This is a genomic window from Prosthecobacter sp., assembly GCF_029946185.1.
In the GTDB taxonomy this organism is placed as follows: domain Bacteria; phylum Verrucomicrobiota; class Verrucomicrobiia; order Verrucomicrobiales; family Verrucomicrobiaceae; genus Prosthecobacter.
The window spans coordinates 1-13450 of sequence record NZ_JAQSEA010000276.1 but is presented as its reverse complement, the minus strand read 5'-3'; the positions used below and the strand labels follow the sequence as shown (position 1 = coordinate 13450).

The following is a 13450-nucleotide window of genomic DNA, read 5'->3' as shown; positions in this document are numbered from 1 at the left end:
GCGCCAGCCGGACATCAGTCTCGCGAAAAAGCGCCTCGACTGGGAGCCGAAAATTCCGTTATCTGAGGGTCTAGACCGCACCATTGCTTATTTCGCCCAACTGCTCGCAGGCCCTGCCGCAAAACAGCCGCGCCCCATGAAGGCACCTCTGAAAAAATTGACTCTCAACTGATTTAGCTGACTTAAAACACCTATGAGAATTTGTTGCATCGGCGCCGGCTATGTCGGCGGCCCCACCATGGCGATGATCGCCGCCAAATGCCCGCACATCCGTGTCGATGTGGTGGATCTCAATGCCGAGCGCATCGCCGCCTGGAACTCCGACGAACTGCCCGTCTATGAGCCAGGCCTTGATGACCTCGTGAGTGGCTCCCGTGGGAAAAACCTCTTCTTCTCCACCGAGGTCAAAGCCAGCATCCACGCCGCCGACATCATCTTTGTCAGCGTGAACACCCCCACCAAGACCTTCGGCGTCGGGGCGCACAAAGCGGCAGATCTGCGCTTCGTCGAGGCCGTGGCCCGCACCATCGCCGAAGTGGCGGACACCCCCAAAATTATTGTCGAAAAAAGCACCATTCCAGTTCGCACGGCGGAAGCCATCAAGACCATTCTCGCTTCCAGCGAAAAAGGCCTGCAGCATCAGGTGCTCTCCAATCCGGAGTTCCTCGCGGAAGGCACCGCCGTCGTTGACCTGACCAGCCCTGACCGCATCCTCATCGGCGGCGAGCAGACAGAAGGCGGTCTCGCCGCCATCGAGTCACTGGTCAGCGTTTATGCCAACTGGGTCCCCCGCGAACGCATCCTCACGACGAACCTCTGGTCCTCCGAGCTCTCCAAACTCGTCGCCAACGCCTTCCTCGCTCAGCGCATCTCCTCCATCAACAGCATCTCCGCTCTTTGCGAAAAGACCGGTGCCGATGTGGATGAAGTCGCCCGCGCCATTGGCACCGACTCCCGCATCGGGCCAAAATTCCTCAAGGCCTCAGTCGGCTTCGGCGGCTCCTGCTTCCAGAAAGACGTGCTCAATCTCGTCTATCTCTGCGGCCATTTCGGCCTGCCTGAAGTCGCCGCCTATTGGGATCAGGTCATCATCATGAACGACTGGCAAAAGCATCGCTTTGCCGAGCGCGTGCTCCGCACCCTCTTCAACACCGTCACCGGCAAGCGCATCGGCGTCCTCGGTTTCGCCTTCAAGAAGGACACCAACGACACCCGCGAATCCGCCGCCATTTACGTGTGCAAAGATCTCATCGAAGAGCGCGCCCTGCTCTCCATCTACGATCCGAAAGTCGGCACCGCTCAAATGCTCAAAGATCTCGCTCTCGAAAGTGATCATCCGAATGTCGAGTTCGCCACCAGCGCAACCCAGGCCGCCGCAGGTGCGCATGCGCTTCTCGTGCTGACCGAGTGGGATGAATTCCGCCAGCTCGACTTTGAAGCCATCTATCAGTCCATGGTGAAACCCGCCTGGATTTTTGACGGCCGCAGCCTGCTGGACCACGCGAAGCTCCGTCAAATCGGCTTCAAAGTGTACAGCATCGGCAAGGCGCTGCCTCAAGAGGTGACCGCATAAGAGAATACCGCTTCACAAAACTCGGCACACGCGCAGGCTGGGACGCCCCTGGCCTGCCTTGAGAAGCGTGTCCTCGCCGCAGTCATTTCGGGCAGTGCCTTTGGGGACCTGCCTCACGCAGCCAGGAAAGCCTCGCTGCCGCCTGCCAGCAGCCCATGCTCAACGCAATAGCGGGCAATCTTCGCCCCTGAATCAATGCCGGTCTTCTTCCAAATATTGTGTTTGTGGACGGAGACTGTCTTGATGGAAAGGCTGAGATCCAACGAAATCACTTTCAGACTTTTGCCGTGAGCAAGCTGGAGAAAAATTTCAAATTCACGGCTGCTCAGCATCGTGTGCAGTTCTTTCCCACCCACGGGCATTCTCACAGCATTTTCTGCAAAGGACTGCGCCACACTGCGCGAAAGGTATTTTTTTCCTTGGAGGGCGTGGTTGATGGCTGTGACGATCTCACCGGGGGGGGAATCCTTGGCCACATAGCCACAGGCCCCAGCCTTCAGCGCCCGTTCAATCCACAAAGCCTGAATGTGCATGCTCACAACGATGCAGGCTGGAGGCGGCATCTCGTTGGCAAAATCCGCCAGCAGCGTCAAACCTGAGCAGTCAGCCATCTCCAAATCAAGAAGCACGACATCAAAGCTTTGTCTTGACGACTGTTCACGTGCTTTTTCCGCGCTTGTTACCACGGTAATTTCAAAATCCTTAAAGATCAGCTGCAGATAATGTCCCAGGGTCTCTGCGAACATAGCGTGATCATCAACAAGCATGATTTTTTTAGTAGGAAGGGGCATTGTGGTGAATCGGTTGATGGTAGAAAGCTCTCCGCTTTACGCTTTACGCTTTAAACAGTTATTATGATTTTTATAGTCTGTATGTTTATGCAAGAAGCTTCACCTTGCCGCTAAATTAAGTTTTATATATTTAGCCGCGACCTCAGCTCGTTCTAAGCGAAAATTTAAATCCAACCCCCTCTGAATAAGGGAGGTTCTAATGAGATTTTCCGGCATGAACTCGACCTGCACGTTGATCTGTTCCCTCATGAATGGCAGTCTGAAGCGGGCTGAACAGCGTAACCCATTTGCGGTCTAAAGTGCGCACATCTTGACATCGGGTGTGAAAGCATGCCCTAAGTAGCCTCCTTTTTCCGATACAACCTGTTCATACGCACATGCCCAAAGTCCTGATCATTGCTGAAAAGCCCAGTGTCGCTGCCGATCTTGCCCGCGCACTTGCCAAAGCCCCCGGCATGAAGTCCTTCGCCAAAGAAAAGGACTGGTATGAAAATGAAACACACGTGATCTCCTCTGCCGTGGGCCATCTGCTGGAGCTCGGCATGCCAATGGTGGACGGGAAAAAAATCGGCTGGGGCTTCACCAGCCTGCCGATCATGCCGGAGCAGTTTGAGCTTAATCCCATCGAGCAAAGCGCGGACCGCTACAAGCTCCTGACCAAGCTGCTCAAGCGCAAGGACGTGGACAGTGTCATCAATGCCTGCGATGCCGGGCGCGAGGGTGAGCTGATTTTCCGCTACATCATGGACGCCAGCGGCTGCAAGAAGCCGGTGCAGCGCCTGTGGATGCAGTCCATGACCCAGGGCTCCATTCTCGATGCCTATAAGAACCTGCGCACCAACGAGCAAATGCTGCCGCTGGCAGACGCGGCAAAGTGCCGCAGCGAAAGCGACTGGCTCGTGGGCATCAACGGCACCCGCGCCCTCACTGCGCTAAACTCACGCCATGGCGGCTTCCGCCTCACACCGGTGGGCCGTGTGCAAACGCCAACGCTGTCCGTGCTGGCTCATCGTGAGCATGACATTGCCGCCTTCGTGCCGCGCACCTATTTTGAAGCCATCGCATTGTTTGAGGTGAAAGCAGGCCAGTATTCCGGCCGCTGGATCAATGAAGGCTTCAAGAAGGACGAGAACGACGAGCACAAGAAAGCCGAGCGTCTCTGGGACGAAAAAACCGCACAGGCCATCGCCGACCGCTGCAAAGGCAAGCCAGGGATCGTCGAGCAGATCACCAAGCCGACCCGTCAGGCACCACCCCTGCTCTACGATCTCACCAGCCTGCAGCGTGAAGCGAGCAATCGCTTCGGCTTCTCCGCACGCCGCACCCTTCAGATTGCCCAGGCGCTCTATGAAAAGTTCAAGGTACTGACCTACCCACGAACGGATTCACGCCACCTGCCGGAAGATTACCTCGGCACCGTGACCGAGACTCTGCAAACCTTTGCCAGCCATGACAGCCGCAAGCAGGACGCCCTGCCGCATGAGCTGGGCACGCATGCCGCGACCGCGCTGGACAAGAAGTGGGTGAAGCTCAACAAGCGCATCTTCGACAGCAGCAAGGTCAGCGATCACTTTGCCATCATCCCCACCGGCCAGATTCCACCGAAGGAACTCCCCGAAGCCGAGCAGAAGCTGTTCGACATGGTGGCACGACGTTTCGTCGCCGTGTTCTTCCCTGCGGCTGAATTTGAAGTGACCACACGCATCACCCGCGTGGGCCAGGATGCCTTCCAGAGCAACGGCAAGGTGCTCAGAGAGCCGGGCTGGCTGAGTGTCTATGGCAAAAAAGCAGCTGAAGAAGCCGCTGAAGGTGGCGAAGACGCCGCCAAACTCCTCGTAGCCGCGAATACCGGCGACAAAGCCGAAACTTTGGATGTCGAGGTCAACGAGCATCAAACCAAGCCGCCACCGCGCTTCACGGAAGCCACCATTCTTTCCATGATGGAAGGTGCTGGCAAGCTCGTGGACGACGAAGAAATCGCCGAAGCCATGAGCGAACGCGGTCTCGGCACCCCCGCGACACGCGCGGCAATCATCGAAGGTCTGATCATGGACCGCTATATCGAGCGAGTGCAGCGTGACTTCCACGTCACCGCCAAGGGTCTCGCACTCATTGAGCAGATCAGCGCCATCGGCATCGACGCTCTCAGCTCTCCTGAAATGACCGGCCAGTGGGAGTACAAGCTGCGCCAGATGGAGCAACGTGAGCTGGACCGTGCCAGCTTCATGCGTGACATCCGCCACCTGACCAAGGAGGTCGTGGAGAAAACGAAGGCCTACTCCAAAGCAGCCAAGGACAAGGTGTTTCCTGACTTCCGCGCCACCTGCGGCGTGTGCGGCAGCACGGAAGGCTACAAGCAGACGGAGGAATTTTACGGCTGCAAAAATCCGAAGTGCAAGGTGCGCGTTTTCAAAACCGTGGCCAGCCGAACGCTCACCGAAGATGAAATTCGCACGCTCATCGAGACACGCATCCTCGGTCCGCTCGAAGGCTTCCGCAGCAAGAAGGGCAAGGACTTCAGCGCCGCCCTGCAGATCAAGGACGACATGAAAATCGCCTTCGTCTTTGGCGACGGCACCGACCCCGACAGCATCAATTGGGACGAATGCCCAGTGATCACCGACTGCCCCGTCTGCGCCAAGAAAGGCCGCAAGGGTGAAAAGATCTACGAAACGGCCGATGCCTATCAGTGCAAAATCAACGCCGCTGAGACATCCAAGTGCAACGCCCGCCTGCCCAAGAAGCTTTGCCAGAAGGACATCACCCCTGAAAATGCACGTGAGTTCTTCGCCGATGGCAAGACCTCGCTCATCACCGGCATGATCTCCAAGCGCGGCCGCCCCTTCAGCACCTTCCTCGTCTGTACCCCCGGCGAGAAGCGCATCATGGGCTGGGAGTTCCCACCCCGTGAAGCCAAACCGAAGGCCGAAAAGAAGGCGAAGAAGCCTGCAGGAGTGAGCGGGCGGTAAGGTAAGGACCGTTGTAGGCAGTATATCCTGCAACAATGTCCTTGTAGCTCTCATCCTGCAGAAGGGAACTTTGGTGAAGTGGTGAAGTGGTGAAGTGAAGACAGCCAACGGCGGGCTAACCGCAGTGCGGGTGCAACGAGGTCATGCCTGCATGACTTCAAGCCCCGGCCTGATTCAACGATTCCCCTTCCAGACCTCTGGAGGCAGGTCTCCCCTGCCCTGCGTCACCAGTACCAAGGGCGAGAATTCGTCACCCCACCGCGCTCACTCGCAGTTGCCGCAGCGTGTAAAAGGCCGCCTCAGATTCCGCCATGCGCCGCGCCCCGTTTTTGCGCCTCGGGCCAAAAAGTTCCCGCTGCGCCTCGAAGATCCCTTCCACAAACTCTCGGCTTCCCAGCACCACGCCATCGGTGAAGTAGCGCACCCGCAGCCGAACGAGTTCCGCAGGGCTCAGCCTGCCTTTCTCCGCCAGCACTGCTCGGGCACTCTCTGCGCTCACGCCGCGCTGCACCACCTTCTCATTCTGCGCATCCTTGATCTCCCGCCCCTCCGCATGCAGCAGGCAGCGATAGGCCTCTGCGGCACCGGCACTTCGCCAGCCATCGACGGGTTTACTTAGCGCTTTGCACAGGCCGCGCTGCGCCCTGCGGCTGCCGCCCATGGCCTCCGCGTAGCCGCACCAGCGGTAGTCCTTCGGGTCCTTCACCCCGCCCGCCCGCACCGGATTCAGATCAATATAGGCCGCCATCGTCCGCAACGGCTCGCCCTTGCCCTCCACCAGCACGCTCTTGAAGCGATCCATCCACAGCGTTCCACGCCTGCCGCGCCGTTTATTGAACCAGCGGCTGAAGCGCTCTTTAATTTCCTTCACGAAGAGGGAGAGATCGCAAAAACGTTTCTTAATCGTCTCCAGCCTCTGCTCCGCCAGCACGGCCATGCCGCGTGCACGGAAGTCCGCCAACTCATCGCGCAGCAGCCCCAGATAGGCTTTGCTATAGAGGATGCTCAGATGCTCAAACAGCTTCATTTCCCCCTGCGGCCCCTCAAAACGCTCCAGCCAGGTCGCCCGATGAGGCACCTCGGCCAGCAGATGGAAATGATTCCCCATGAGGCAATAAGTCACAATCTTGATACCGGAGAACTCCGCCATGCGCCAGATCACACGCCGCAGAGCCTCCTTCTCCACCTCATCAAACCAGATCTCCACGCCGCAAGTGCGGGACATGACGTGGTAGCAGTAAGACTCCAGCGGCCCCTTTCCCAGGATGCGCCGCCGCCCGCCGGACCATGAACGCGCGGCAGGATAGAGCCCCGTTTTGGCATTCACCCCAACAAGTTGCTCCTCAAGCGGAAGAGACTGGAGATCAGAGGATTGGGCGGCTTTCATGGGCGGAAGGTGAGCGAAAATCGAGTGGAGTCAATCAACTAAATGCCTGGCATCTTTTTTGTAGAAAAATCCTCAGCCACCCGCGCAGCCCATGCTAATCTACCCCAGCTACACCGGCATCCCCCTCCTCTTCATGCGCCCACTCGTCCTCCTCCTGCTCTGCGCCACGCTCCCCGCCCACCTGCTCGCCTTCGACATCCCCGGCACCACAGGCACCAGCACCACCAAGAAAAAGCCGCAACAGAAGAAGAAGAGCACCGAGATCACCATGGATCCCTGGTCCTACACCGAAGGAGATCTCTACCCCAGCGCCATCGTCTCCACCGCCACCGTTGACTGGAATGGCGACGACCAGGACGCCGAAGACAAAAAAACCGCAGGTGCCGCCAAGCCCAAGAAAAAAGACATCCCCATCTACGGCGACGAAAACGCCTGGCTCGCCGTCGATCTCGCCGGCCTCCCAAAAAACGCCCAGGTCGAAGTCACCATCTCCATCGACGGCTTCCTCAAGCCCTCCACCTGGAAAGGCACCGTCACCCGCGTCACCAAAGACGGCGAAGCCCGCGTCTTCCCCAAAGCCATCTGGGATTACGATGCCCTCCTCAGAGTCCGCCAGCAGCGCCCCGTCAACGTCACCTTCCAGACCACCGTCAACGGCACCCCCCTGCCCATCGACTACGAAACCTACGTCATGCGCTCCCTCAACGACTGCATGTTCTACGTCCTCTACGACGAAGACAGCGAAGACTTCGACGACTTCTCCTGGCTCTTCGCCGCCTACGTCAACGAGAACCACCCCGAAGTGGACATGATCCTCAAAGAAGCCCTCCAAAGCGGCATCGTCTCAGACTTCGACGGCTATCAGGACGACGACCACAAAGCTGTCATGATGCAAGTCTTCGCCGTCTGGAATGCCCTCCAGCGCCGCGGCATCAAATACAGCGACGTCTCCCACACCACCCCCAGCAAGCTCGTCGTCAGCCAGTCCGTCCGTTTCCTTGATGACTCCGTCCGCGCCACCCAGGCCAACTGCGTTGACGGCACCGTCCTCATGGCCTCCGTCCTCAGCAAGATCGGCATCACCTCCTACCTCGTCATGATCCCCGGCCACTGCTTCCTCGCCTTCGACCTCGGCGATGGCGACGACGCCAAGCGCGTCGGCATAGAGACCACCATGCTCGGCAACGACGAAATCAAATCCGTCGAAGAAATCGCCCATCTCACCCAGACCGCCAAGCTCACCGAGTTCAAATCCTCCTACAAGACCTTCACCGCCGCCGTCAAAACCGGCAACGCCAACCTTAAAAAGTACAAAACCGAGCTCGCCGACGATTCCGAAGATGCCGACCCCGACATCCAGATCATCAGCATACCCGACGCCCGCGACCTCGGCATCATGCCCATCTCCTCACTCAGAGACTCCCGGTAAGGCAAAAACAACCCAGCCCTCCACTGGGAGCGCCGGTTTTTAACCGGCTCCGGTCCCCTCTCGCCCACCGCAAGATAGCGCCAATAAGTTGCCAGACATTATGCATGTGTGGCATCTTATATGTGGGCGATTTGCGCGACTCTGGGGCGCTTCTACTGTGTGCGCTCAATCCCCTGCACGCAGGCAAAACCAAACTCGCTCAAGGTGCTGCGATGCCCCCGTAATCATCTCCATGAGAGCTTTTCGGCCTCCAGGCTTTGGACACCGTTGAATTGTCAGATGTGCAAATAACTCATTTCCAATATCATGACTCACCGTTGTCTTGGATGACTGAGGCGCGCGTTTTACTGTGGGGGCTCTTCTCGGATGTCGAAAAGGACTTGAGATGCTCGGGTGCAGGCTGGAGTGCCTACATCTTTTGGGAGAGCTGGAAGCTCCAGTTGCGGCGCAACTAGACTACTTCACCTTTGCCAGATGCGCATACTTCGTCTTCCAGTCCTCAGGAAGACGGGCAGGCCTGCCATCCGGCATCTGCACCATCGCCAATGACTGGCGGCAGGTGATGAGCAGCGCGTTGTCTTCCGCACGCCGCACTTCAAACGAGCACCAGAAGCGCACGCGCTCGACAGTTTCGAGCTTGCCATAAATGACGAGTTCGTCCCCCAGCCTGGCTGGCTTTTTATAATCGATCTCCGTGCGCACCACGACGGGGAAGAGCTGGGTCTGCGCCATTTCGCGCAGCTTCATGCCCATCAATCCGGCAAGGCGCGTACGTGCCGTCTCAATCATGCGGAGGTAGGCGATGTTGTGCACCACTCCACCGCAGTCAGTGTCAAAAAACATCACCTCTTCCCGGGTCTCGATCGTCGGCGTCTCTTGCATGTCAGTTCAAATCTAAAGCGGCACGCACCGCAGCTTCATCGACCCCACGCAGTCCAAACACACGCAGCACGGTGTCTTCGATGAGATTGTTCGGGCAGGAAGCGCCAGCAGTAATGCCTACAGTCACGGGGCCATCGCCAGCCAGCTTGTTGGAGTAGCTTTCCTTCTCCGCTTTGAGGTGAAGATCAAAATGGACAATCTCCTCCAGCGATTTGAGGCAGTCGGCCGTGCGAATGAAAAAGGTCGGGAGCTGCTGCTCGCCGATTTCGACCAGATGCGTCGTGTTGGAACTATTGTAGCCGCCGACCACGAGCAGCACATCAAGCGGCTGCTTCAGCAGGCCAAAGAGCGAATCCTGCCGCTCCTGGGTGGCACCGCAGATGGTGTCAAAGACCTGGAAATTTGCGACACCAGCTTCGGGTCCGTGGCGATCCAGCACGGCCTGACGCAGACGTCGCTGTACTTCCTCCGTCTCCGACTTGAGCATGGTCGTCTGATTGGCCACGCCAATGCGCGTAAGGTGCAAATCTGGATCAAAGCCATCGGAATGAGCGGTCGCTGGAAAGCGCTTCAGGAAGGCTTCTTTGTCGCCGCCGTTGCGGACGTAGTCACAGACATAATCGACATCGGCCAGAGTGAGCACCACCAGGTAGTTGCCCATGCCGTCGTCACCCATGGCACGGGAGGACGTGGCGCGGGTTTCCTCATGGCTGGCTTTGCCGTGAATGATGGAGGTAAAGCCCGTCTTGGCATACTGCCGCACACGCTTCCAGACGCTCATCACGTCGCCACAGGTGGTATCGACCACCATGCAGCCGCGCGCGGCGATCAGTTTCATGAGCCGTGTTTCCGCGCCGAAGGCCGGCACAATCACCACATCCTCCGCCGTCATGGTGGCGACCATGGCCTCATGATCGACATTGGGAATGCTGACGACGCCCATTTCGGTGAGCTGGCGGTTCACCTCCTGATTGTGGATGATCTCGCCCAGCAGAAAAACGCGGCGGTCGGCAAAGACTTTGCGGGCGGCGTAGGCCAGGTCGATGGCGCGTTCCACGCCGTAACAAAAACCAAAATCTCGGGCCAGCCTCACCGTGGTGGCACCGATCTGAATCACGCTGCCTTTGGAGCGGATTTGTTCAACAATGCGGCTTCGGTAATGCGTCTCCACCTCGGCCTGCACGCGCTCCATCACCTCCGGGGTGCGAACATTCACACGACGGGCGGCTGGAGCGGGTGCAGACATGAGAGGGGAGTTCAAATAACTCAGTAGTACATTTTGCCTTTGGCAGCGTCTTCAAAGACCTTGCTGCTATTCATATACGAATCTGGCGGGTCGGCGAGCTTGCTATCATCAAGCACTGGCAGAGTTCTGCCAATGGTGGCGTCTTCTGGCTGGGAAGTTGCGATGTTGAGGGGGGTGCCGGTGCGGACCATGCTGAAAATCTTCTGCGCAGACTTGATCGGCAGACGGACGCAGCCGTGGGTGCAGGGATAAGGCTTCACCCAGCCCCAGTGCATGCCGTAGGCGGACTTGAATTCCATCCAGAAGGTCATCGGGTAACCGGCACCAGGGCTGCTTTGACGGCGACGGTTGGCCACTTTGCTGTAAATGGTGAAGTTGCCCTTGGGCGTCGGGGTGCTGGCGGTGCCGACCGAGCATGGCGTTGCGAGCAGCACTTCATTACCTTCCATCACATACACGCGCTGGGCGCCAGTGCTCATCTTCACCCGCACATTGGCAGGATTTTTCACCGGCTTCGTCACGGGGTCATAGCTCAGGGAGGATTGACCTCCTGTTTTCACGGCGGCACAGTTGCTGAGAGCGAGGGCGAGTCCGGCAAAGGCAAGCGCCTTCAGGGAACCGCGGAGTATGGAGAGGTGCGAATTCATAGAGGCTGGGCATTTAGCACACGATTGCCCTCACTCCACCGTTTTTCTTTATGGATGATAAGCTTGCAGTGCGCGAAACTTTGTCCTCGTTCCAACGTTCTATCGCCCCACATGCCCACCCCTTCTTTGATCGACGTCCTCGTACGTACTGCCGCCAGCGCCGGATGCGAGGAACCCACACGGCTGCGCCACGTCCTCGAAGTGGCCTCCGACAACCGCCAGCCGCTCATGGATGCCGTGGTGGACAGCACCATGGTGGATGAAGACCGCTTCTTCGCCGAACTCGCGACCGGCCTCGGCATGCCGTATGCCGAGGAAGGCGCCGGCGAGGCCGCTGAAGGCCTGCGCAACAACTTCCCCGCCAAGCTGGCGCTGCGCCACCGCATCTGCCCGCTGCATGTGGCCAGTGGTGAAGCGACGCTCCTGACCTACAATCCTTTCGACCTCAGCGCACGTCAGGCCGTGGGCCAGGAACTGCGCAAACGCGTCCACTGGCAGATCGCCCCCCGCCACCGCATCCTCGAAGCCCTGCACCAAGGCTACGGCGTGGGAGCAGAAAACTTCGAAGAGCTGCTCGAAGGCCGCGAAGGAGGCGACGAGCACGACGACATGAAGCAGGAAACCACCGTCCTAGATGAGGCGGATGAAGAGGCCACCGTGCTGAATTTCGTAAATCAAATCTTCCGCGAAGCCCTCAAGGAACGCGCCACGGACATCCATATGGAGCCGTTGGAGCGCGATCTGCGCATCCGCTACCGTGTGGACGGCAAGCTGCTGGAAGTCCCTGTACCGCCCAACATGCGCCTGCTTCAGGCCTCTCTTATTTCCCGCCTCAAAATCATGGCTCACCTCGACATCGCCGAGCGCCGCATGCCGCAGGATGGCCGTATCAACCTCGAACTCGACGGCGAACCCATCGACGTCCGCGTGGCCACCATTCCCAGCGTGAACGGCGAATCCGTCGCCCTCCGCTTGCTCACCCGCAAAAAATTCGACCTGATGGCACTCGGCTTGGATCCCGCCACCGAGGCCACCATTCGCAAGCTCCTCGCCGCACCGAACGGCATCATCCTCGTCACCGGCCCCACCGGTTCCGGCAAATCCTCCACGCTCTACACCTTCCTCAAGGAGCTCAACACCAAGGAGCGCCGCATCGTCACCATCGAAGACCCGGTGGAAAACAAGCTCGACGGCATCATCCAGATCGCCGTGAAGCCGGAAATCGACCTCACCTTCGCTGCCGGCCTGCGCAGCATTCTACGCGGTGACCCCAATGTGATCATGGTCGGGGAAATGCGTGACCAAGAAACGGTTGAAATCGCCATCCGTGGCGCTTTGACCGGTCACTTGGTCTTCTCCACCCTCCACACCAACGACGCCGTCGGCGGCATCTCGCGTCTCATCGACATGGGCATCGAGCCGTTCATGATTTCCTCCTCCGTGCGCGCCTTCCAGGCCCAGCGCCTCGTACGCACCCTGTGCAGCTTGTGCAAGCAGCCCGCGCATTACGAAGACAATCACCTGCGCACCACGGGTTTCCCCATGGAATGGAAGAGCCAGCTCTTCAAGCCCGTCGGCTGCCGTGCCTGCCGCAATACCGGCTTCACCGGACGTCTCGCCATCATGGAAATCTGCCTCATGACAGAAGCCCTGCAGGAGCAGATCAACAAACGTGCCAACACCATGGAGCTCAAAGTCCAGGCCCTCAAAGACGGCATGATCCCCATGCGCCAGTACGGCTTCCGCAAAGCCTCCCAGGGCGTGACCACCCTCGAAGAAGTCATGACCGTGACGGCCGCGACCGAGTAGCACGGTTGCGAAGACTCCTCCTGAGCATATACTTTAGCCATGACTCTTGCCGCCAATCCGCCCATTGAGATTCCTTTGGAACGTCTGACCGGCCCGCAGAAGTGGGAATTGTTTCAGACGCTTTGGGAAGATATAAGTCCCCACATGGACGATGAGGCCCGCTCGCCCGACTGGCATGCGGACGTTCTGCGTGAACGCCTAGAACGCGAGGAGAGGGGTGAGGCAGTCTGGCGCAGTGTGGACGAAACCTTTGACCGAATCCGTGCCCAGATCGCTCATGGTCGTAAAAATTGAGGAATGTGCGGAGCGGGATCTGCTCAATGGATTCTGGTTCTATGAAGATCAGGAGCCCGGCGTGGGAGAGTATTTCCTGACCAAAATCCGCGAAGAGATTTTGGAACTGGCCGACTGTGCCGGGGTTCATCGCCAACGTCATGGTTTTCATTTCTGCCCTGCAAGACGTTTTCCCCATGGCTTTTATTATCGAATCAGTAGCGAGACTGTGAAAGTGTACGCCGTTCTCGACTGCCGCCGCAGTCCTCGCTGGATACGCCGCCAGCTTAACAGCCGCTAATACCTCAAAAGATGCCCGCCTTCACCTATACCGCCCTCACCACCACCGGCCAGACCGTCAATGGCTCCATCACGGTGGGATCACGTGCGGAAGCGTTTCGGAAAATCGAGTCCCAGGCGCTTACCCCTGTAAAGGTCACGCAG

General features: G+C 58.5%; 11 protein-coding genes. 6 read left to right on the top strand and 5 right to left on the bottom strand.

Annotation, left to right across the window (positions count from 1 at the left end):
* Nucleotides 1-193: 193 nt before the first annotated feature.
* Complete coding sequence (locus PSV43_RS22475; protein WP_300203065.1) at nucleotides 194-1573, top strand: UDP-glucose 6-dehydrogenase; 1380 nt, start codon at nucleotides 194-196, stop codon at nucleotides 1571-1573.
* Nucleotides 1574-1686: 113 nt separating this feature from the next.
* Here the strand turns inward: PSV43_RS22475 and PSV43_RS22470 are convergent, their stop codons facing one another.
* Nucleotides 1687-2340 carry a response regulator transcription factor gene (locus PSV43_RS22470; protein WP_300203062.1) on the bottom strand — a complete coding sequence of 218 codons (654 nt, stop codon included), beginning with the start codon at nucleotides 2338-2340 and terminating at the stop codon, nucleotides 1687-1689.
* Between the two features lie 401 nt (nucleotides 2341-2741).
* Between PSV43_RS22470 and PSV43_RS22465 the strand changes: the two genes are divergently transcribed.
* Complete coding sequence (locus tag PSV43_RS22465) at nucleotides 2742-5333, top strand: DNA topoisomerase III (protein ID WP_300203059.1); 2592 nt, start codon at nucleotides 2742-2744, stop codon at nucleotides 5331-5333.
* A gap of 250 nt (nucleotides 5334-5583) precedes the next feature.
* Here PSV43_RS22465 and PSV43_RS22460 read toward each other — a convergent pair whose 3' ends face one another.
* Nucleotides 5584-6720, bottom strand: a complete 1137-nt coding sequence (locus PSV43_RS22460; protein WP_300203056.1) for a transposase — start codon at nucleotides 6718-6720, stop codon at nucleotides 5584-5586.
* A 91-nt stretch (nucleotides 6721-6811) separates the two neighbouring features.
* Here PSV43_RS22460 and PSV43_RS22455 point away from each other — a divergent pair, with 91 nt between their 5' ends.
* The gene (locus tag PSV43_RS22455) at nucleotides 6812-8149 is read left to right on the top strand and encodes a hypothetical protein (protein ID WP_300203053.1); all 1338 of its coding nucleotides are present in this window, start codon (nucleotides 6812-6814) and stop codon (nucleotides 8147-8149) included.
* A gap of 456 nt (nucleotides 8150-8605) precedes the next feature.
* On the opposite strand, the gene PSV43_RS22450 is transcribed toward PSV43_RS22455, so the two are convergent.
* The 3 genes from PSV43_RS22450 to PSV43_RS22440 are packed head-to-tail and all read right to left on the bottom strand — an operon-like array spanning nucleotide 8606 to nucleotide 10924.
* Entirely contained in the window at nucleotides 8606-9031 is a 426-nt protein-coding gene (locus tag PSV43_RS22450; RefSeq protein ID WP_300203050.1) for a thioesterase family protein, read from the bottom strand.
* A 1-nt stretch (nucleotide 9032) separates the two neighbouring features.
* Nucleotides 9033-10277: a 4-hydroxy-3-methylbut-2-enyl diphosphate reductase gene (locus PSV43_RS22445; RefSeq protein WP_300203047.1), complete on the bottom strand. Its 1245-nt coding sequence runs from the start codon at nucleotides 10275-10277 to the stop codon at nucleotides 9033-9035.
* Nucleotides 10278-10297: 20 nt separating this feature from the next.
* Complete coding sequence (locus PSV43_RS22440) at nucleotides 10298-10924, bottom strand: L,D-transpeptidase (protein ID WP_300203044.1); 627 nt, start codon at nucleotides 10922-10924, stop codon at nucleotides 10298-10300.
* Between the two features lie 111 nt (nucleotides 10925-11035).
* Between PSV43_RS22440 and PSV43_RS22435 the strand changes: the two genes are divergently transcribed.
* From PSV43_RS22435 to PSV43_RS22425, 3 genes are read left to right on the top strand one after another with little or no spacing between them, the layout of a single operon-like run.
* Nucleotides 11036-12733 (top strand): GspE/PulE family protein, encoded by a 1698-nt coding sequence (locus tag PSV43_RS22435; protein WP_300203041.1) that lies wholly within the window; start codon nucleotides 11036-11038, stop codon nucleotides 12731-12733.
* Between the two features lie 39 nt (nucleotides 12734-12772).
* Nucleotides 12773-13027: an addiction module protein gene (locus PSV43_RS22430; RefSeq protein ID WP_300203038.1), complete on the top strand. Its 255-nt coding sequence runs from the start codon at nucleotides 12773-12775 to the stop codon at nucleotides 13025-13027.
* Complete coding sequence (locus PSV43_RS22425) at nucleotides 13011-13307, top strand: type II toxin-antitoxin system RelE/ParE family toxin (RefSeq protein WP_300203036.1); 297 nt, start codon at nucleotides 13011-13013, stop codon at nucleotides 13305-13307. Before PSV43_RS22430 ends, PSV43_RS22425 begins: the two co-directional genes overlap by 17 nt.
* Nucleotides 13308-13450 lie beyond the last annotated feature (143 nt).

What these genes read in the sequence shown, in the direction of transcription:
- PSV43_RS22465 (WP_300203059.1), top strand. Translation starts at nt 2,742, where the DNA reads ATGCCCAAAGTCCTGATCATTGCTGAAAAGCCCAGTGTCGCTGCCGAT.
- PSV43_RS22435 (WP_300203041.1), top strand. Translation starts at nt 11,036, where the DNA reads ATGCCCACCCCTTCTTTGATCGACGTCCTCGTACGTACTGCCGCCAGC.
- PSV43_RS22440 (WP_300203044.1), bottom strand. Translation starts at nt 10,924, where the DNA reads ATGAATTCGCACCTCTCCATACTCCGCGGTTCCCTGAAGGCGCTTGCC.
- PSV43_RS22475 (WP_300203065.1), top strand. Translation starts at nt 194, where the DNA reads ATGAGAATTTGTTGCATCGGCGCCGGCTATGTCGGCGGCCCCACCATG.
- PSV43_RS22450 (WP_300203050.1), bottom strand. Translation starts at nt 9,031, where the DNA reads ATGCAAGAGACGCCGACGATCGAGACCCGGGAAGAGGTGATGTTTTTT.
- PSV43_RS22470 (WP_300203062.1), bottom strand. Translation starts at nt 2,340, where the DNA reads ATGCTTGTTGATGATCACGCTATGTTCGCAGAGACCCTGGGACATTAT.
- PSV43_RS22455 (WP_300203053.1), top strand. Translation starts at nt 6,812, where the DNA reads ATGCTAATCTACCCCAGCTACACCGGCATCCCCCTCCTCTTCATGCGC.
- PSV43_RS22460 (WP_300203056.1), bottom strand. Translation starts at nt 6,720, where the DNA reads ATGAAAGCCGCCCAATCCTCTGATCTCCAGTCTCTTCCGCTTGAGGAG.
- PSV43_RS22425 (WP_300203036.1), top strand. Translation starts at nt 13,011, where the DNA reads ATGGTCGTAAAAATTGAGGAATGTGCGGAGCGGGATCTGCTCAATGGA.
- PSV43_RS22430 (WP_300203038.1), top strand. Translation starts at nt 12,773, where the DNA reads ATGACTCTTGCCGCCAATCCGCCCATTGAGATTCCTTTGGAACGTCTG.
- PSV43_RS22445 (WP_300203047.1), bottom strand. Translation starts at nt 10,277, where the DNA reads ATGTCTGCACCCGCTCCAGCCGCCCGTCGTGTGAATGTTCGCACCCCG.